This is a genomic window from Streptomyces sp. NBC_00377 (assembly GCF_036075115.1).
In the GTDB taxonomy this organism is placed as follows: Bacteria; Actinomycetota; Actinomycetes; order Streptomycetales; family Streptomycetaceae; genus Streptomyces.
Genome location: NZ_CP107958.1, coordinates 2641123 through 2660558, shown reverse-complemented (window position 1 = coordinate 2660558; position 19436 = coordinate 2641123). Strand labels below are relative to the sequence as shown.

Annotated in this window: 17 protein-coding genes; 7 read left to right on the top strand and 10 right to left on the bottom strand. The window is 71.9% G+C overall.

Annotated elements, in window-relative coordinates:
- Positions 1–9 precede the first annotated feature (9 nt).
- Positions 10–4980, bottom strand: a complete 4971-nt coding sequence (locus OHS71_RS11945; RefSeq protein WP_328479371.1) for an ATP-dependent helicase — start codon at positions 4978–4980, stop codon at positions 10–12.
- A gap of 161 nt (positions 4981–5141) precedes the next feature.
- Here OHS71_RS11945 and OHS71_RS11940 point away from each other — a divergent pair, with 161 nt between their 5' ends.
- From OHS71_RS11940 to OHS71_RS11930, 3 genes are read left to right on the top strand one after another with little or no spacing between them, the layout of a single operon-like run.
- Positions 5142–6110 (top strand): AraC family transcriptional regulator, encoded by a 969-nt coding sequence (locus tag OHS71_RS11940; protein ID WP_443046911.1) that lies wholly within the window; start codon positions 5142–5144, stop codon positions 6108–6110.
- Positions 6011–6757, top strand: coding sequence for an AzlC family ABC transporter permease (locus tag OHS71_RS11935; protein WP_328479370.1), 747 nt, complete (start codon positions 6011–6013; stop codon positions 6755–6757). The genes OHS71_RS11940 and OHS71_RS11935 overlap by 100 nt, the downstream gene beginning before the upstream one ends.
- Entirely contained in the window at positions 6754–7062 is a 309-nt protein-coding gene (locus tag OHS71_RS11930) for an AzlD domain-containing protein (RefSeq protein WP_328479369.1), read from the top strand. The genes OHS71_RS11935 and OHS71_RS11930 overlap by 4 nt, the downstream gene beginning before the upstream one ends.
- Before the next feature lie 74 nt (positions 7063–7136).
- On the opposite strand, the gene OHS71_RS11925 is transcribed toward OHS71_RS11930, so the two are convergent.
- A complete protein-coding gene (locus OHS71_RS11925; RefSeq protein WP_328479368.1) occupies positions 7137–8081 on the bottom strand; it encodes a hypothetical protein in 945 nt (314 codons plus the stop codon).
- 79 nt (positions 8082–8160) lie between these two features.
- On the opposite strand from OHS71_RS11925, the gene OHS71_RS11920 reads away from it, so the two are divergent.
- Both OHS71_RS11920 and OHS71_RS11915 read left to right on the top strand, forming a co-directional pair.
- A complete protein-coding gene (locus tag OHS71_RS11920) occupies positions 8161–8355 on the top strand; it encodes a DUF3046 domain-containing protein (RefSeq protein WP_328479367.1) in 195 nt (64 codons plus the stop codon).
- Between the two features lie 60 nt (positions 8356–8415).
- Positions 8416–9675 (top strand): AI-2E family transporter, encoded by a 1260-nt coding sequence (locus OHS71_RS11915; RefSeq protein ID WP_328479366.1) that lies wholly within the window; start codon positions 8416–8418, stop codon positions 9673–9675.
- Positions 9676–9699: 24 nt separating this feature from the next.
- On the opposite strand, the gene OHS71_RS11910 is transcribed toward OHS71_RS11915, so the two are convergent.
- A complete protein-coding gene (locus tag OHS71_RS11910; protein WP_328479365.1) occupies positions 9700–10575 on the bottom strand; it encodes a hypothetical protein in 876 nt (291 codons plus the stop codon).
- A 356-nt stretch (positions 10576–10931) separates the two neighbouring features.
- Here OHS71_RS11910 and recA point away from each other — a divergent pair, with 356 nt between their 5' ends.
- Together recA and recX are read left to right on the top strand one after the other, a co-directional pair.
- Positions 10932–12062 carry a recombinase RecA gene (gene recA / locus OHS71_RS11905; protein ID WP_328479364.1) on the top strand — a complete coding sequence of 377 codons (1131 nt, stop codon included), beginning with the start codon at positions 10932–10934 and terminating at the stop codon, positions 12060–12062.
- Between the two features lie 2 nt (positions 12063–12064).
- Positions 12065–12853 carry a recombination regulator RecX gene (gene recX / locus OHS71_RS11900; RefSeq protein WP_328479363.1) on the top strand — a complete coding sequence of 263 codons (789 nt, stop codon included), beginning with the start codon at positions 12065–12067 and terminating at the stop codon, positions 12851–12853.
- 452 nt (positions 12854–13305) lie between these two features.
- Here recX and OHS71_RS11895 read toward each other — a convergent pair whose 3' ends face one another.
- The 7 genes from OHS71_RS11895 to OHS71_RS11865 all read right to left on the bottom strand — a co-directional run bounded on the left by OHS71_RS11895 (position 13306) and on the right by OHS71_RS11865 (position 19404).
- A complete protein-coding gene (locus OHS71_RS11895) occupies positions 13306–13833 on the bottom strand; it encodes a cysteine dioxygenase (RefSeq protein WP_328479362.1) in 528 nt (175 codons plus the stop codon).
- 91 nt (positions 13834–13924) lie between these two features.
- Positions 13925–14092, bottom strand: a complete 168-nt coding sequence (locus OHS71_RS11890; RefSeq protein WP_328479361.1) for a putative leader peptide — start codon at positions 14090–14092, stop codon at positions 13925–13927.
- 122 nt (positions 14093–14214) lie between these two features.
- The gene (locus tag OHS71_RS11885; RefSeq protein ID WP_328484479.1) at positions 14215–15837 is read right to left on the bottom strand and encodes an FAD-dependent monooxygenase; all 1623 of its coding nucleotides are present in this window, start codon (positions 15835–15837) and stop codon (positions 14215–14217) included.
- A 187-nt stretch (positions 15838–16024) separates the two neighbouring features.
- Positions 16025–16927, bottom strand: coding sequence for an amino acid ABC transporter permease (locus tag OHS71_RS11880; RefSeq protein ID WP_328479360.1), 903 nt, complete (start codon positions 16925–16927; stop codon positions 16025–16027).
- Entirely contained in the window at positions 16924–17589 is a 666-nt protein-coding gene (locus OHS71_RS11875; RefSeq protein WP_328479359.1) for an amino acid ABC transporter permease, read from the bottom strand. Before OHS71_RS11875 ends, OHS71_RS11880 begins: the two co-directional genes overlap by 4 nt.
- A 110-nt stretch (positions 17590–17699) precedes the next feature.
- Entirely contained in the window at positions 17700–18563 is an 864-nt protein-coding gene (locus tag OHS71_RS11870) for a glutamate ABC transporter substrate-binding protein (protein WP_328479358.1), read from the bottom strand.
- A 64-nt stretch (positions 18564–18627) separates the two neighbouring features.
- Complete coding sequence (locus OHS71_RS11865; protein WP_328479357.1) at positions 18628–19404, bottom strand: amino acid ABC transporter ATP-binding protein; 777 nt, start codon at positions 19402–19404, stop codon at positions 18628–18630.
- Between the last annotated feature and the right edge of the window lie 32 nt (positions 19405–19436).

The following is a 19436-nucleotide window of genomic DNA, read 5'->3' as shown; positions in this document are numbered from 1 at the left end:
ACGCGGCGGTCACGCGCGCAGGCGCAGGCCGCGTGGGGTGGCGATGAAGCCCGCTCCTTCCAGAAGGGCGCCGAGAGGGGAGGTGAGGGCCGAGGCGCCGTTGACGCGCTCCACCGTGACCGTGCCGAGGGAGCCCGCTCGCGCGGCCTCGGCGAGGGCCTCGGAGGCGGCGCGCAGGCGGGGGTCGTCGACGGGGGCGTCCTCGCCGCCCGGGGTGGAGGGCCAGGCCAGGAGGGTCTTGCCGCCGCGCTCCATGTAGAGCGTGAGCTCGCCGTCCACGAGGACCACCAGGGAACCGGCCTTGCGGCCCGGTTTGTGCCCGGCGCCGGTCGGTGGCTCGGGCCAGCCCAGTGCGGCGCCGTAGGCGTTCGCCGGGTCGGCAGCGGCGAGGACGACGGCGCGGGAGGCGGGCGAGGCGCTGCCGTAGGGCTTGCGGTTCTGGGCGCGTCGGGCGTCGTGGGGGCCGGGGCGGCCCGCGCCGTTCTGGATGCCCGGGAAGTCCGGGAAGCCATTGCCTCCTCGGGGGCCGCCCGCGCCGGGGGAGGCGAGGTCGAGGGGCGATACGTACTCGTCGCGCGAGGCGGGAGCCGCCGGAACGCCGAAGGGGGAGGGCGAGCGGCCGTCGAGGACGGAGGTGTCCCAGGTGTCGTCGGACGGGAAGCCGTCGGAGAAGGGGTAGCTGTCGGAGGTGCCCGTGGCCGGGGTCCGGTCCGGCAGCGGCTCATCGCGGTCACGGGCGTTCGACACCGCGCGCAGCCGGTCCACGGCGCCGTCCATGGCGAACTGCGCCGCGCCGAGGCCTTCGACGACATATCCGCGACGGGCCTGACCGCTCTCCTCGAAGACGGACAGGATGCGGTAGGTCGCCGAGAAACCGCCTTCGACGCCCTCGGCGGCGACCGCGCCCCGGGTCACCACGCCGTGCCGGTCGAGGAGGGTGCGGGCGAGGGCGTGGGCGCGGACCGTCGGGTCGGACTCGTGGGCCGGCAGGAGGGACCAGCGTCCGGCGACCGTCGGGGGGCCGCCGCGGGAGGCGGGGCGGGCAGCCGCCGTCAGCGAGCCGTAGCGCCCGCGCGGGACGGCACGCTTGGCGCGATGGGCGGTGGAGCCGGCGGTGCGCCCCGAGCCCAGCAGGGCCCGCAGCGGGGTGAGCGTGTCGTTGGTGAGCCGGCCGGACCAGGCCAGATCCCAGACGGCGTCGGCGAGTTGCGGGTCGGTGGCGTCGGGGTGCGTGGTGGCGCGCACCTGATCGGCGATCTGGCGGAAGAACAGGCCGTAGCCGCCGGAGAGGGCGTCCAGCACCGACTGGTGCAGTGCTGTCAGCTCCAGGGGGTGCGGAGACGGGAGGAGCAGGGGCGCCGAGTCCGCCAGGTACAGGGAGATCCAGCCGTCCTTGCCGGGAAGGGCGCCCGCTCCGGCCCAGATCACTTCTCCGGACGCGGTGAGTTCGTCCAGCATCGCCGGGGTGTAGTCCCGCACGCGGGACGGCAGGACGAGCTTCTCCAGGGCCGAGGCGGGCACCGAGGCGCCCTGGAGCTGTTCGAGGACACGCACCAGTCCGTCGGTGCCGCGCAGGGAGTGGCCCTTGCCGATGTGCTGCCACTGGGGCAGGAACTGGGCGAGCGCGGGCGGTGAAACCGGCTCCAGTTCGTGCCGCAGGGCGGCCAGGGAGCGGCGGCGCAGCCTGCGCAGGACGGTGGCGTCGCACCACTCCTGGCCGATGCCTGCCGGGTGGAACTCGCCCTGGACGACGCGTCCGCCGGCCGCGAGCCGCTGAAGGGCACCCTCGGTCACCGCCACGCCGAGGCCGAAGCGGGCGGCCGCGCTGGCGGAGGTGAAGGGGCCGTGGGTGCGGGCGTGGCGCGCGAGGAGGTCGCCGAGCGGATCCTTGACCGGCTCCGTGAAGGCTTCCGGCACGCCCACCGGCAGCGCGGTGCCGAGCGCGTCGCGCAGACGGCCGGCGTCCTCGATGGCGGCCCAGTGCTCGGCGCCCGCGATACGCACCCGGATGGCACGGCGGGCGGCGCCCAGCTCCTGCGCCCAGTGCGGTTCGGCGCCGCGTTCGGCGAGCTCGGCGTCGGTGAGCGGGCCGAGGAGACGCAGGAGGTCCGCGACACCCTCGGGGTCCTTCGCCCGCCGGTCCTCGGTGAGCCACTGGAGTTCCTGTTCCAGTTCGGTGAGGACCTCCGCGTCGAGCAGTTCGCGCAGTTCCGCCTGGCCGAGCAGTTCGGCGAGCAGGCGTGAGTCCAGGGAGAGGGCTGCGGCGCGGCGCTCGGCGAGCGGGGAGTCACCCTCGTAGAGGAACTGGGCGACGTAGCCGAAGAGGAGGGAGCGGGCGAAGGGGGAGGGCTCGTGGGTGGTGACCTCGACCAGGCGCACCTTGCGGGCCTCCAGGTCGCCCATCAGCTCCACGAGTCCGGGCACGTCGAACACGTCCTGGAGACACTCGCGGACGGCTTCGAGGACGATGGGGAACGAGCCGAACTCGCTGGCCACCTGGAGCAGTTGGGCGGCGCGCTGGCGCTGCTGCCACAGCGGGGTGCGCTTGCCCGGGTTGCGGCGCGGCAGCAGCAGCGCGCGGGCGGCGCACTCGCGGAAGCGAGCCGCGAACAGGGCCGAGCCGCCGACCTGGTCGGTGACGATCTGGTCGACCTCGCCCTTGTCGAAGACGACGTCCGCGGCGCCCACCGGCGCTTCCTCGGCGCCGCCCGCCGTGTCGAAGAGGGCGCCGGTCTGCGTCGGCTCCCGGTCGAGCAGGTCCAGGCTCATCAGGTCGGCGTCGGGCAGCCGCAGGACGATGCCGTCGTCGGCGTGCATGACCTGGGCGTCCATGCCGTACCGCTCGGAGAGCTTGGCGCCGAGGGCCAGGGCCCAGGGGGCGTGTACCTGGGCGCCGAAGGGCGAGTGGACGACGACCCGCCAGTCACCCAGCTCGTCCCGGAAACGCTCCACGACGATCGTGCGGTCGTCCGGGACGTGTCCGCAGGCCTGACGCTGTTCGTCCAGGTAGGAGAGCACGTTGTCGGCCGCCCAGGCGTCCAGCCCCGCGGCGAGCAGCCGGAGCCGGGCGTCGTCCTTGGACAGGGAGCCGACCTCGCGCAGGAACGCGCCCACCGCGCGGCCGAGCTCCAGCGGGCGGCCCAGCTGGTCGCCCTTCCAGAACGGCAGGCGGCCCGGGACGCCGGGAGCCGGGGAGACCAGGACGCGGTCGCGCGTGATGTCCTCGATGCGCCAGGAGCTGGTGCCGAGCGTGAAGACGTCGCCCACGCGGGACTCGTACACCATCTCCTCGTCCAGCTCGCCGACCCGGCCCCCGCCCTTCTTGGGGTCGGAGCCCGCCAGGAAGACGCCGAACAGGCCCCGGTCGGGGATCGTGCCCCCGGAGGTGACGGCGAGACGCTGGGCGCCGGGACGGCCGGTGACCGTGCCGGCGACGCGGTCCCACACCACGCGCGGACGCAGCTCGGCGAACGCGTCGGACGGGTAGCGGCCGGCCAGCATGTCCAGGACCGCGGTGAACGCCGACTCCGGGAGGGACGCGAACGGCGCGGCACGGCGGACCGTGGTCAGCAGGTCGTCGACCTGCCAGGTGTCGAGCGCGGTCATGGCGACGAGCTGCTGCGCCAGCACGTCGAGGGGGTTGGCGGGGACCTTGAGGGATTCGATCGAACACGTGCGCATCCGCTCGGTGACCACCGCCGCCTGGACGAGGTCGCCGCGGTACTTCGGGAAGACCACTCCGGTCGACACGGCGCCCACCTGGTGTCCCGCGCGGCCGACGCGCTGGAGGCCCGAGGCCACCGAGGGCGGGGACTCGACCTGGACGACGAGGTCCACCGCGCCCATGTCGATGCCGAGTTCGAGGCTCGAGGTCGCCACGACGGCAGGCAGCCGGCCCGCCTTGAGGTCCTCCTCCACGAGCGCGCGCTGTTCCTTCGAGACCGAGCCGTGGTGGGCGCGCGCGATGACGTGCGGGGCGCCCTGGGCCGCGCCCGAGCCGCCCATGAGCTGAGCCGGGGAGTGGTGCTCGTCCAGCGGCTCGCCGGTGGCCCGCTCGTAGGCGATCTCGTTGAGCCGGTTGCACAGGCGCTCGGCGAGCCGGCGGGAGTTGGCGAACACGATCGTGGAGCGGTGGGCCTGGACGAGGTCGGTGATCCGCTCCTCGACATGCGGCCAGATCGACGGACGCTCCGCCCCTTCGGAGCCGTCGGCGACCGGCGAGCCGCCCAGCTCGCCCAGGTCCTCCACGGGGACGACGACCGAGAGGTCGAACTCCTTGCCGGACTTCGGCTGGACGATCTCCACCTTGCGGTGCGGGGAGAGGTAGCGCGCCACCTCGTCGACGGGCCGGACCGTGGCCGAGAGGCCGATGCGGCGGGCCGGCTTCGGCAGCAGTGCGTCGAGCCGCTCCAGCGAGAGCGCCAGGTGCGCGCCGCGTTTGGTGCCCGCCACCGCGTGCACCTCGTCGAGGATCACCGTGTCGATGCCGGTCAGCGCGTCTCGCGTGGCCGACGTCAGCATCAGGAACAGGGACTCGGGTGTCGTGATCAGGATGTCCGGCGGACGCGTGGACAAGGCGCGGCGCTCGGCGGGCGGGGTGTCGCCCGAGCGGATACCGACCTTGATCTCCGGCTCGGGCCGGCCGAGGCGTACGGACTCCTGGCGGATGCCGGTCAGGGGGCTGCGGAGGTTGCGCTCCACGTCGACGGCGAGGGCCTTGAGGGGGGAGACGTAGAGGACCCGGCAGCGCTTCTTCGGGTCGGCCGGCGGGGGTGTCGAGGCGAGCTGGTCCAGGGCGGCGAGAAAGGCGGCCAGCGTCTTTCCCGAGCCGGTCGGGGCCACCACCAGCACGTCCGAGCCCTCGCGGATGGCCTGCCACGCGCCCGCCTGGGCCGCGGTGGGCGCGGAGAACGCCCCCGTGAACCAGCTGCGGGTCGCGGGGGAGAAGCCGTCGAGGGCTCGATGTGTGGAACTGGCCATGCGTCCATCCTGCACCCGGCCACTGACAAACGCTCTGACCTGCGGTGATGTGGCGTCGTCCAGCCCGCGCGGCCGGCGTCCGCCGAGTGGCAGGGGCGGGCCGGGCGGGAAGAGGGGGGCGGGAACCGGAGGGGCGGCGGCGCGTCACGGAGAATGGGGAGGTGGTGAATTCGGGGTCGGGTGAGCGGGCGCGGCACTGGCAGTATGCCGAGCTGCCCGGCGTCGATCTGCTGCGAGCCCGGTACGTCCGCAAGACCTTCGTACGGCACACGCACGAGCACTTCGTGATCGCCGCCATCGCCGAGGGCGTGGAGGTCTTCCACCACCGGGGCGCAGACCGGTACGCGGGAGCGGGGACGCTCGCCCTGGTCAATCCGGACACCCCGCACACCGGGCGGGCCGGGGTCCCGGAGGGGTGGCGGTACGGGGCGGTGTATCCGTCGCCCGACGTGGTGGCCGGGATCGCGGCCGAGACGACGACCCTTCGCGGCACTGTGGGGTTCACCAGCCCGGTACTGGACGATCCGTACGCCGTCGGACTGGTCCATCAGGTGCTCCGGGCGGCCGAGGAGGGCAATGCGCTGGCCGCCGACACGCTGCTGCGGGTGGCCGTGACGCGACTGCTGCGGCTCAACGGCGGACCGCTTCCGCAGCGGGAGGTGCGGTCGGCAGGGGAGCGGGTCGCCGCACGCGCGCGTGCCGTGCTGGAGGAGCGGTTGGCCGATCCGCCGACGCTGGAGCAGCTGGCCGGGGATCTGGGGACGAGTTCGTTCGCGCTGCTGCGGGCCTTCCGGGACGTGTACGGGCTGCCGCCCCATGCCTGGCTGACCGACGCGCGCGTGCGGCGGGCGCGGCGGCTGCTGGACGCGGGGACCGCACCCGCGGAGGCCGCCGTCGCGGTGGGGTTCACCGACCAGCCGCACCTCAACCGCCACTTCGCCCGGATCGTCGGAGTCCCCCCTGGGGCCTACCAGCGGGAGCGCAAGAACGTACAAGACTCGCGCGAGGGGCTCCTCCTACCGTTGTCGGTGTGGCAGAACAGACAGCTTTCACAGACATACGACCCGACGGCGGAGGACGGCCCGACGCCGCCGTCGTACGGGACGCCCTCGGCGTCGGGATCGCCGTAGGCCTCTCCGGGTTCGCCTTCGGGGTGACCTCGGCGGGCAGCGGACTGTCGGTGTGGCAGACCTGCGCGCTCAGTCTCCTCGTGTTCACGGGCGCGTCCCAGTTCGCGCTCGTCGGAGCGCTGGCGGCAGGCGGCAATCCCTTGACGGCGGCCGCGGGAGCCTTCTTCCTGGGTGTGCGCAACGCCTTCTACGGGCTGCGTCTGTCGCAGTCGCTGGCCCTCCCGCGCGCGGTCCGCCCCTTCGCCGCCCAGTGGGTGATCGACGAGACGGCGGCGGTCTCGCTCGCCCAGACCGGGCGGCGCGCCTCGCGCCTCGGCTTCGCCGTCACCGGGCTGACCCTGTACGTGCTGTGGAACCTCACCACACTGCTGGGCGCCCTGGGCGCCGAGGCCATCGGGGACACGGACGCGTGGGGGCTGGACGCGGCCGGGCCGGCCGTCTTCCTGGCGCTGCTCGCGCCCATGGTGAAGACCACCGCCGAGCGGGCCGTCGCCGGCCTCGCGGTGCTCCTGGGGCTCGGCCTGCTGCCGGTGCTGCCCGCCGGAGTGCCCGTGCTGGCGGCCGCGCTCGCCGCGCCGGTCGTCCTCTGCCTCGAGGGCCGGCGCCGGGCCGGACAGGCCGACGTCGAAGGGGAGGCGAAGCGTTGAACACCTGGATCGCGATCGGGGCGACCGCGGTCGGCTGCTATCTGGTCAAGCTCGCCGGACTGCTCGTGCCCGCCGGTCTTCTCGAGCGTCCCCGCGTCAGACGGTTCGCGGCCCTGCTCCCCGTCGCCCTGCTCGCCGCCCTCACCGCCCAGCAGACCTTCGCGGACGGCCACGCGCTCGTGCTGGACGCCAGGGCCGCGGGGCTGGCCGCGGCCCTCGTGGCCCTGATGCTGCGGGCCCCCTTCCTGCTGGTCGTCGCGGCCGCCGTGGTGGTGACGGCAGGGGTGCGGGCCATGGGCGGGTGACGGTGAGGCAGGGCGGACGCGGTCTTTCGGCGACGCCGGGTGCCGGCACCGGTCCGGCGTGAAGACCTGCGGTATCAGCCGATGGCGCGACCGTAGGCCCTGAGGGTGCGCAGGGCCTCGATCGTCACCATGGGCCGTGCTTCCAGCGCGGTGCCGGGCGCCCAGCGGCGCCACCGGACGGGCCAGCCGCCGTCCTTCTGCTGATCGTCTGCGAGATGGTCCAGGGCGCGTGCCATCTCGTCGTCGGTGAACCACGCCCGCGCGAGGGAATGCGGGGTCCGCGCGAAGTCGTACGGGAAGTGGTGCTCGCCGGGGGCGTAGCCGGGCGCGACGGGATACGCGTCGAGGTCGCCGGGATCCAGCACGGCGAGCCGCTGCGCGCGCACCAGGCGGCCCAGCCGGTCGGCGGCCGCCTCCGCGCGCGGGCGGTCGACGGCGGAGTCCAGGAAGGCCACGGCGGCCTCGATCTCGTACGGATGGGAACGCTCCAGGGAGTCCACCGCCTGCCAGCAGAAGTCCGTGGCCCTGAACAGCCAGGCGTGCCACACGTCGTTGCGGTGCAGCAGGCCCACCACCGGCCCGGTCGCCAGGAGTTCGCTGGGCGGATCGTCCACGATCGGGATGAAGGGGGCCGCCGGGTACCCGCGCTGGCTGGGATGGATCGCCGGCAGTGCGCCGTCCCCCGTGGAGACCGAGGTCAGATAGCGGCACACCCGCTCCACGCGCCGCCCGCCGAGACGCCCGATGGAGTCCAGGACGCGCAGTGCGCGCGCGGTGTGCAGGGGCTGGCTCACCGGGCCCCGCAGATCGGGTTCCAGGGCGTGGCCGTATCCGCCGTCTTCGTTGCGGTAGGCGTCGAGGGCGGTCTCGACGGGGTCGGCGGCGCCGTGCAGGAAGTCGTGCGCGAAGACGCGCTGCTCCAGCACGCGCGCGGTGAGCCAGACGAAGTGCTCGGCGCGGAAGATCGGGGAGTGCGCCGGGGGCGTCGGGGGGAGTGGGGATGCTCCGGTTTCGGCCATGCGTCAGACCGTAGGGCGGAAAGCGGTCTCGGCAGGCGGTCCCGGCGAGCAGCACCCCCGCGCGCGGGATACTGGTGTCATGCGGTTGACGGTCTTCTGGCAGCGGATGGACGAGCACTTCGGTACGGGGTACGCCGAGACCTTCGCGCGCGATCACGTGATGGCGGAACTCGGCGGGCGTACGGTGCGCGATGCGCTGGCGGACGGCTGGGAGGCCAAGGACGTGTGGCGCGTGGTGTGCACGGTGATGAACGTTCCACAGGAGATGCGCTGATCCGTCGCGAAGATCGCAGGCGGCTGTCGGATTGTCGGCGCCGTAGGCGAGACTTGGTCCGTGGCACCCACTGACGAGACCGAGCAGGCCGCCGGGCACGCATCCCCGCGCGGCGTGACGCCGCCCACCGGGCCGCCCCCGGCCGGTGAGGGCGCCGAGCAGGGCGCACGCATGCCGCGGTGGCTCCCGCGCGCCATGGTGCTCGCGCTGGCTCTCATCGCCGTGTTCCAGCTGGGCACCTGGGCCTTCCACCAGCTCATCGGCCTGCTGCTCAACATCCTGATCGCGTTCTTCCTGGCGCTCGCCGTGGAGCCGGCGGTCAGCCGGTTGTCCTCCCGCGGGATGCGCCGTGGACTCGCCACCTTTCTGGTCTTCTTCGGTCTGCTGATCGTGCTCGCCGGCTTCTTCACGCTGCTCGGCTCGATGCTCGCGGGTCAGATCATCAAGATGATCGAGGGCTTCCCCGACTACCTCGACTCCGTGATCAACTGGGTCAACACGACGTTCCACACCGAACTGCGGCGGGTGGACATCCAGGAGGGGCTGCTGCACTCCGACTGGCTGAGGAAGTACGCCCAGAACAGTGCCGCCGGCGTCCTGGACGTCTCCACGCAGGTCCTCGGCGGTCTCTTCCAGCTGCTGACCATCGGCCTGTTCTCGTTCTACTTCGCCGCCGACGGGCCGCGTCTGCGCCGGGCACTGTGTTCCGTCCTGCCGCCCGCCAGGCAGGCCGAGGTGCTGCGGGCGTGGGAGATCGCCGTCGACAAGACCGGCGGCTATCTGTACTCGCGCGGACTGATGGCGTTGATCTCCGGCGTCGCGCACTACGTGCTGCTCGAGGCCCTGGGCATCCCGTACGCGCCCGTGCTCGCGGTCTGGGTGGGCGTGGTCTCGCAGTTCATCCCCACCATCGGCACCTATCTCGCGGGCGCGCTGCCCATGCTGATCGCTTTCACGGTCTCGCCCCTGTACGCGCTGTGGGTGCTCATCTTCGTCGTGGTCTACCAGCAGTTCGAGAACTACATGCTTCAGCCCAAACTGACCTCGAAGACCGTGGACATCCATCCCGCCGTCGCCTTCGGCTCCGTCATCGCGGGCACCGCCCTCCTGGGCGCCGTCGGTGCGCTGATCTCCATCCCTGCCGTTGCGACGTTGCAGGCGTTCCTGGGTGCCTACGTGAAGCGTTACGACGTCACGGACGATCCCCGGGTCCACGGACACCGGGGTCGCGGGGAGGGGCCGGGGCCGCTCGCGCGCGTGGGGCGTCTGTGGGAGCGGGCGCGGGACCGGCGGGGCGGGTCGGGGGAGGGGGCCGACTGAGGGGGAGCGGGAGCCGGTACCCGGTCAGTAGCTGAGGACCGCCCACACTCCGGCCGTGGCGGCCGCGGCCGCGTAACAGGACACCGCCGCGACCACGATCCGCCGCCGCACGGTCGCGCTCCAGGGCGTCCGGGACAGCAGCCATGCCAGGGCGGGCAGCACCAGGACGGCATGCAGGCTCACCCCGTGCAGCGGCTTGAGCGAGGCCGTGGAACGGTAGGCCGCCTCCTGGTGTCCGGCGCGGGTGAGCACGACCCCGCGCGCGATCATCACCGCGCCCGAGGCGAGCGCCACGAGCAGCATCGCGAAACCGGAGCGCACCGCGAGGGCCATTCCCGCCGGGCCCGTCGGCGGGCGCCGGAAGGATGCCACGGCGAACACGGTGAGCAGCACCACGAGCACCCCGCCGCCGGCCGCGAGCGTCATGGACACCGCTGTGTCGAAGGACGTCTCCATGTCCAGGTGCGAGGGAACTCCCCGCCACGCCTGGAGGGTGATGCCGCCGACCTCCACGACGCAGTCGACGGCGAACACCCCGAGCAGTGCCGTGCGCAGCCTTGCTCCGACCCGCACGTACGAGGTGACCCGGACGACCGCGAGGAGCGTCACCCCGAAGGAGAGTCCGAAGGTCACCGGCTTGCGCCAGGAGACGGGCCCGTTCCAGGGGCCGCCGTCGACGGCGAACACCGCGAGGTGGACGAGACCGGAGAGGATCAGCAGGAGCGCCGTCGCCTCGTAGAGGCGGTACGGACGGTACGGACGGGGCGCACGGGACAGGTGGTACCCGCTGTCCCCGGGGTGCGGGAGTCGCCGGGGTCGCCAGGAGCCCCGGAGCGGGGCCGGATGCCGTGTCGCCGCCCTGCCGCGTGCTGCCGCCCGGCCGGTCTTGTGCTCGTCCATGCACCGAGCGTCCCGGCTGCGTCGTACGCCGTCGTCGTCCGGTCGAAGGCACCGGCCGTACACCCGGGGGAGTAGCCGGGAGCCTGGCGGGAAGGGGCCACGCGAGGGCCCGGTCCGCGGTGTCGGCGGCCCGCGAACGCAGCCTCGGAAGTGCCGCGTGGTGCGCTTGACACGAAAATCGAACATCCATTCTCATGGAGGCTCCGGTAAGACCTTGGTCGGGTGTTCCGTCCTGGTTCGGACGGACAAGTCCCCGAGTTATCCACAGGCGGGACCGGCGTCGGGGCGCATTGTCAGTGGCAGGCGTTAGCGTCTTTGACGTGAAGCGATCGACTCAAGCAAACCGGGTGGAACCCATGGCAGGAACCGACCGCGAGAAGGCATTGGATGCCGCACTCGCACAGATTGAACGGCAGTTCGGCAAGGGCGCAGTGATGCGCCTCGGCGAGCGGCCGAACGAGCCCATCGAGGTCATCCCCACCGGGTCGACCGCACTGGACGTCGCCCTCGGTGTCGGCGGTCTGCCGCGTGGCCGCGTGGTGGAGGTGTACGGCCCGGAGTCCTCCGGCAAGACGACGCTGACGCTGCACGCCGTGGCGAACGCGCAGAAGGCCGGCGGCCAGGTCGCCTTCGTGGACGCGGAGCACGCCCTCGACCCCGAGTACGCGAAGAAGCTCGGCGTCGACATCGACAACCTGATCCTCTCGCAGCCGGACAACGGCGAGCAGGCCCTCGAGATCGTGGACATGCTGGTCCGCTCCGGAGCCCTCGACCTCATCGTCATCGACTCCGTCGCCGCGCTCGTCCCGCGCGCGGAGATCGAGGGCGAGATGGGCGACAGCCACGTCGGACTCCAGGCCCGTCTGATGAGCCAGGCGCTGCGGAAGATCACCAGCGCGCTCAACCAGTCCAAGACCACCGCGATCTTCATCAACCAGCTCCGCGAGAAGATCGGCGTGATGTTCGGCTCTCCGGAGACCACGACCGGTGGCCGGGCGCTGAAGTTCTACGCCTCGGTGCGACTCGACATCCGTCGCATCGAGACCCTGAAGGACGGCACGGACGCGGTCGGCAACCGCACCCGCGTCAAGGTCGTCAAGAACAAGGTCGCGCCGCCCTTCAAGCAGGCCGAGTTCGACATCCTCTACGGGCAGGGCATCAGCCGCGAGGGCGGTCTGATCGACATGGGCGTGGAGAACGGCTTCGTCCGCAAGGCCGGCGCCTGGTACACGTACGAGGGCGACCAGCTGGGACAGGGCAAGGAGAACGCCCGTAACTTCCTGAAGGACAACCCCGACCTCGCCAACGAGATCGAGAAGAAGATCAAGGAGAAGCTGGGCGTCGGCGTGCGTCCGGAGGAGCCCGCCACCGAGTCCGCCACGGTCGCCGCGGTGGCCGCGGGCACGCCCGCGGACGACGCCGCCAAGGCGGTTGCGGCTCCTGCGGCCAAGACCGCCAAGACCAAGGCCACGGCTGCCAAGAGCTGACCGTGACGCGACGAACGGACTGGGCCGAGTACGTCGACCCCGGGACCCCCTGGGAAGAGGGGGGCGGGGCCGACGGCGGTCCCGCCCGGGTCGGTGACGGCCGGGCGGAGAGCGGCTCGTACCGGAGTGACGGGACGGACGGCGACGCCCGGCCCCGTGGCGGCCGGGCGCGACGCGGCGGCGAAGGGGGTCCCCGTGGGCGTGGACGCCGTCGGCGCGGCTTCGGAGAACCGTCCGCAGAGGACGAAGGCACCTCTTCCTCGTCGAGGGCCGAGCGGGGGGAGCCTTCAGGGGACCCGGCTGAGCGGGCACGGGCGATCTGCCTGCGCCTGCTCACCGGGACCCCGCGCACCCGGAAGCAACTCGCCGACGCCCTGCGGAAGCGGGAGATCCCGGATGACGTGGCCGAGGAGGTGCTCTCGCGGTTCGAGGAGGTCGGGCTGATCAACGACAGCGCCTTCGCGGACGCCTGGGTGGAGTCCCGCCACCACGGCCGCGGGCTCGCCCGGCGCGCGCTCGCGCAGGAGCTGCGGACCAAGGGAGTCGACCCGGTGCTGATCGGCGAGGCCGTCGCCCAGCTCGACTCCGAGCAGGAGGAGGAGACAGCGCGCGAGCTCGTCGCCCGCAAGCTGCGCTCGACCCGTGGTCTCGACCGCGACAAGCGGCTGCGCCGCCTCGCCGGCATGCTGGCGCGCAAGGGCTATTCCGAGGGCCTGGCCCTGCGGGTGGTCCGGCAGGCGCTCGAGGAGGAGGGCGAGAACGCGGAGTTCCTGGAGGACGGGGGGTTCTGAGCGAAGGGCCCCGGGGCCTCGGCTCCCTTTCCGCCGGGCCGCCACCGTGCACAAGCATCGGTGCACAGACGACTGTGTACGCCTGTCCCCGGCGTCAACGAGCCTCCGAGGTGGAACACACCCCCCGTGGCCTCCGTCGAGCTCGGCGACCCCGCCGCGCTCAGAGCACTCGCCCAGCTCCGCCGGCACGCATGCTGGACACCTCAGCCTGCACGGCCCGGCCACCTGGGCGACTCTTGCCCGCGCGCTCGGCCGGAACACCGGATCCACCAGCTCCCACCTGCGTGAGCCGGCCGGACGGCTTCGTCGAGGAGACCCCGCCGGGCGCGCGTACCCTCCTCACCCGCTTCTGGCCTCCCCGCTGCCTTGCCCGACCTCATCCCCTCCGTCGGCGACGGTGACGACGCCGGTGGAGGGGTGGGCGCGCCCCTCCCGAGGTGAGCCGGGACCGCCTACTGCCAGTCCTCCGGACGCTCGACCTGCTCCAGCCGAAGGACGTGTCCCGTGCGGCTGTAGCGGCGGATGCGCGGCAGCGGGGGATAGTACGCGTGGACGGAGACGGCGTGTTCCTCGGAGGACCGGTTGAGGACCTCGTGGACGTGGTGACGTCCGAAGGAGCGGCCCCGGCCGGCCGTCAGCGTGCGCTCCCGGTCCACACCGTCCGTCAGCTCAAGGGTCTTCCAGCCGTCGGTGGGCAGCCGCGCGGCGAGTGAGTACTCCTTCAGCTCGCCCCGCGCGATCAGGAAGGCGCCGACCGAGTCGGCGTGGTCGTGCCAGCCGGTCCCGGTCCCCGGGGGCCAGCCGATCAGCCAGGCCTCGCTCCCGCCGGGGCCCTCCAGACGCACCCAGGTGCGGCCCTCCGGGTCCAGGGGGAGCGAGGCGATCAGCTCGGCGTCGGCGGCCGTACGCCGGACGAAGTCGAGGAGTTCCGCCTGCGTGGGCGCGGCGACGGTGGTGGACACGGAGGGTGAGACAGACACGGATACCGTCCTGAGCGTTCGCGGGTGGACGCGGCGGCGCACGGGAACACGTGCGCATCGGCGGCGCGCCGGTGGGAAAGGGGGTGCGAATTCAGCAGGAGGGGCGACACACGCAGCCCGCATAGCGGACGAGGTCCATATGGACCCTCCGCCACAGGCGCACATCGGTGTCGGTCACGATCCGGAGTAGACCATGCCGGCGTACCCCGGTCAACTCACTGTCACCCTGTGGACCGCACAGTGACAGCCGGTGCGGCATCCGTGCCTCGGCGACCGGCCGTCGTGCCCGGTCGGCCGGCTGCGTTGCGGGCGCGGGCCGGGTACGCGCGGGCCGGGGGCGCCCGGGAGCAGGGTGCGGGCGTTGCCGGTGGGGCGGCGCCGTCACTTGGCCGCGGAGCCCGCCGTGGCCTCCGCTTCGGCCGTCCCCCGTGACCCCGCCGGCCCTCCCACCGTCGCCTCGGCCGCCGCGTACAGGTCCGCCGCGCGTACTCCGTTCAGCGCGGTGACCAGATGGCCGTCGGGCCGGATCAGCAGCACGGTGTGGGCGGCCGCGCCCGGATAGCTCTCTGCCACCAGCAGCTCGGCCGGGCTCGGCAGGGCCGTCACCGCGGCGGCGAGCCTCGGCATGATCCCGGCGCCCACCCAGTGCCTGCGCTCCCACACGCCCGTACCAGGCGCGATCAGCAGGACGAGCAGGGCGCCGCGCCCCAGCCGGTCGCGCAGCCGGACGAACGAGCCGTCCTCCGCCGTCACGCGCACGTCCTCGACCGGCGCGCCGGGAGGCGTGTCCACCGGCACCTCCGCCTCCAGGTGCCGGGGCGCCAGCGGTGAACCGTCATAGGTGCCCGGCGCGCCGAGCGGGCCGCGGCCCAGGTGGCCGTCGGTGAGCAGCACGTCGTGGCCGCGGCCCGCGCCCGGGACGTAGGCCTTTATGCCCGCGCCGCCGCGCAGCACCGGAAGCGCCTGGTCGGCGGCGCGCAGCCGGGCGGCCACGGCCGCCCGCCGCTCCGTCTGGTAGCTGTCGAGCAGCGCCTCGTGCGACCCGTGGTGCCAGGCCATGGCCAGCTTCCAGGCCAGGTTGTCGGCGTCCCGCAGGCCCTCGTCGAGGCCCTGGGTGCCGAAGGCGCCGAGCAGGTGGGCGGCGTCCCCCGCGACGAAGACCCGCCCCACGCGCCAGCGCCGGGCCAGCCGGTGGTGCACGGTGTGGACGCCGGTGTCGAGCAGTTCGTAGGTGGGGGTGGTGCCGCCGCTCCAGCCCGTCAGGGTCTCGCGGATGCGCGCCACGAGCAGTTCGGGCGTGACGAGGTCCTTGCCGGGCGGCAGCAGCCAGTCCAGGCGCCAGACTCCGTCCGGCAACGGGCGGCCGGTGACTTCCCCGGCTGAGGGGCCCGACACCCGCCACGGCGGCGTCCGATGGAGCAGCGCCTCGTCGGCCCAGGGAAGCTCCGTGCGCAGGGCGGCCACGGCGTGTCGTTCCACAGCCGTGCGGCCGGGGAAACGGATGTCGAGGAGTTTGCGGACCGTGGAGCGCGGCCCGTCGCAGCCGACCAGATGACTGCCGCGCCACCAGGTGCCCCGGGGGCCGCGGGTGTGGGCCGTGACACCGGACGGCTCCTGCTCGATACCGTCCAGGCGGCTGTCCACGGCGATCCTGACCAGCCGCTCACCCTCGAGGGCGGCGCGCAGCGCGCCCGTCAGCACATGCTGGGCGATGTGCAGGGGAGCGGGGTCCGTCGCGTCGTCGAACCTGACCTCGCGCGTCACCTGCTTGCGCCGCATCGAGCGCCATCCGGCCCAGTGGACCCCCGCCTTGTCGAGGGACACTCCGGCGAGCCGCTCGACGAGGGCGGTGGTGTCCTCGCGCAGGACCACGGTGCGCGCGAGTCGTGGTTCGTCCTTGCCCGGTCCCTCGTCGAGGACCACGGACGGCACCTGCTGGCGCGCCAGTGCCAGGGCGAGGGTGAGCCCCACGGGCCCCGCCCCGACGATGATCACCGGGTCCACGGCGTGCCGCCCCCTGCCCGCGACGGAGTTCTCGGGGACGTGAGTGAACAACAGGTTGGAGCAGGGTGCACGATCACAGAACGTATGCAACCCATTGTCGCTGTTTGCGTCAAGCGACGAAAGGCAGTGGCGCGCTGGCCACTGCCTTTCGTCCGTCACCTCGTCCGAGCGTTCACCTGAGGGAGCGTCAGGCCGACGCGCCGCTCCCGAAGCCGCCACCGACCTCGGCCGCGTTCAGGTCGTCGACCTTGTCCACGCCGAGCACCGCGCCCGTACTGCGCTTGCTGCGCCGCAGTCGGCGCTCCAGCCAGCTCGCGAAGCTGGTCAGGATGAAGTTCAGCACGATGAACATGGCGGCGACCACGATGAAGCTCGGGACCACGTTGGCGTAGTTGGCCGCCAGCGTGCCGCGTGAGTTGAGCAACTCCGTGAAGCCGATCATCACACCGCCGAGCGCGGTGTCCTTCACGATGACCACGAGCTGGCTGACGATCGCCGGGAGCATCGCGGTGACCGCCTGCGGAAGCAGGATGCTGCTCATCGTCTGGCCCTTGCGCAGGCCGATGGCGTACGCCGCCTCCGTCTGCCCCTTGGGCAGGGAGAGGATGCCTGCCCGGACGACCTCGGCCAGGACCGAGGCGTTGTAGAGCACCAGACCGGTGACGACGGCGTAGAAGGGCCGGTCATCGCTGGTCACGTCCGTGGAGCGGGCGTAGAACTCGTTGGCGAACAGCATCAGCAGCAGGACCGGGATCGAGCGGAAGAACTCGACGACGGTGCCGGCCAGGCCCCGCACCCACCGGTGGTCGGACAGCCGTGCGATGCCGAAGACCGCGCCCAGCGGAAGGGCGATCACCATGGAGAGCGCCGCGGCCTTCAGCGTGTTGGCGAGGCCGGGGAGCAGATAGGTCGTCCAGGCCTCGGACTCGGTGAACGGCTTCCACAGGGCGGAGGTGAGCTGGTTCTTCTCGTCCATCTTCTGCCACATCCACCACACGAGCAGAGCGAGCAGGACGAAGAAGACCACCGAGAAGACAACGTTGCGCCGCTTGGCGCGGGGGCCGGGAGTGTCGTAGAGGACCGAGCTCATCGCTTCACCGCCAGTCGCTTGCTGAGCCAGCCGAGGATGAGGCCGGTCGGCAGGGTCAGCACCACGAACCCGAACGCGAAGACCGCGCCGATGAGGAGTGTCTGCGCCTCGTTCTCGATCATCGTCTTCATCAGGTAGGCGGCTTCGGCGACGCCGATGGCGGCCGCCACCGTGGTGTTCTTGGTCAGAGCGATCAGCACGTTGGCCAGCGGCCCGATGACCGAACGGAAGGCCTGCGGCAGCACGATGAGCGTCAGGGTCTGGCTGAAGCTCAGTCCGATGGCCCGGGCCGCCTCCGCCTGTCCCATGGGCACCGTGTTGATGCCCGAGCGGATCGCCTCGCAGACGAAGGCCGCGGTGTAGGCGATCAGACCGAGCACGGCGAGCCGGAAGCCCTGGACCTTGAAGTCGTGGGCGCCCAGGGTCATGCCGAAGATGTCGGCGAGGCCCAGCGAGCTGAAGAGGATGATGACCGTCAGCGGGATGTTCCGGACGATGTTGACGTAGGCGGTGCCGAACCCGCGCATCAGCGGAACCGGGCTGACCCGCATCCCGGCCAGGAGCGTGCCCCAGATCAGGGAGCCCACGGCGGAGAGGGCGGTGAGCTTCACCGTCATCCAGAACGCCCCTAGGACGTCGTAACCTTCAAGAAAGTCGAACACGATCTCCCGCGCTTCCGGGTGGGTGGCGTATGAGGAGGGCGGGGCGCGCCGCCGCCGTGATCGCGACGGACGGCGGCGCACCGCGGGAACCCCGCTTGGCTGTGCGGTGGTTACGAGGCGTTCGGGACGATGACGCCGATCTTCGGGGCCGGCTCGTTCTTGTAGTCCGCCGGGCCGAAGTTGGCCTCGACGGCCTTCTGCCACGATCCGTCGCTGACCATCTTCTCCAGCGCCTTGTTGATCTTGTCGACGGTCGCCGTGTCGCCCTTCTTGACACCGATGCCGTAGTTCTCGTTGCTCAGCTTCAGACCCGCGAGCTTGAACTTGTCCTTGTACTGCTCCTGCGAGGCGAAGCCCGCGAGGATCGAGTCGTCGGTGGTGACCGCGTCCACGGCGCCGCTCTGGAGGCCGGCGATGCACTCCGAGTAGGAGCTCACCTCCTTGAGGTTCGCCTTCGGAGCGATCGTGTCGTGGATGTTCTGCGCCGAGGTCGAGCCCACCACGGAACACAGGTTCTTTCCGTTGAGGTCCGCCGCCTTGGTGATCTTCGAGTCCTTCTTGAGCAGCAGGTCCTGGTGGGCCAGCAGGTACGGGCCGGCGAAGTCGACCTTCTCCTTGCGCTTGTCGTTGATCGAGTAGGTGGCCGCGATGAACTTGACGTCCCCGCGCGCGAGGGCGTTCTCGCGGTCGGCGCTCTTGGTCTCGACGAACTCGATCTGGTCCGGCTCGTAGCCGAGCTGCTTGGCGACGTACGTGGCGACGTCCACGTCGAAGCCGGCGAACGACCCGTCGGGCTTCTTCAGGCCGAGGCCGGGCTGGTCGAACTTGATGCCGACCTTGACCTTTCCGCCGCTGCCGCCGCTGGAGGTGCTGCTGCCGGTGTCGTCCTTGTTGTCGTCGCCGCCGCAGGCGGTGGCGGTCAGGGCGAGAACGAGGGCTGCGGCGGAGGCGGCGGTGACCTTGCGGAGCTTCATGAGGAACTTCCTTTGAAGAGTGGTGAGGTACTGCGTGCGGTGCGGGTTCCGTCAGTGCTACAGGTCAGTGGTGCAGGATCTTCGACAGGAAGTCCTTGGCACGGTCGCTGCGCGGATTGCTGAAGAACTGGTCGGGCGCAGCCTCTTCGACGATTCGCCCGTCCGCCATGAACACCACGCGGTTTGCAGCCGATCGTGCGAAACCCATCTCATGGGTGACGACGATCATGGTCATGCCGTCCCGGGCCAGCTGCTGCATGACCTCGAGGACCTCGTTGATCATCTCGGGGTCCAGGGCCGACGTCGGCTCGTCGAAGAGCATGACCTTGGGGTCCATGGCCAGCGCCCGCGCGATGGCGACGCGCTGCTGCTGGCCGCCGGAGAGCTGCGCGGGGTACTTGTCGGCCTGGGTGCCCACACCGACCCGGTCGAGCAGGGCGCGGGCCTTGTCCTCGGCCTTCTTCTTGTCGGCCTTGCGGACCTTGACCTGGCCGAGCACCACGTTCTCGAGCACGGTCTTGTGCGCGAACAGGTTGAACGACTGGAACACCATGCCGACGTCCGCGCGCAGCCGCGCCAGCGCCTTGCCCTCCTGGGGCAGCGGCTTGCCATCGATCGTGATCGTGCCTTCGTCGATCGTCTCCAGGCGGTTGATGGTGCGGCACAGGGTCGACTTACCGGACCCGGAGGGTCCGATGACCACGACGACCTCGCCGCGGTCGATCGTGAGGTCGATGTCCTGGAGAACGTGCAACGCGCCGAAGTGCTTGTTGACGCTCCTCAGGACGACCAGTTCACCGCTCGCGACCGCGTCTTCCTTGGTCACCGATACTTCGGTCATCGCTCTCGGGCTCCGTCCTCCTCGGTTTCGGA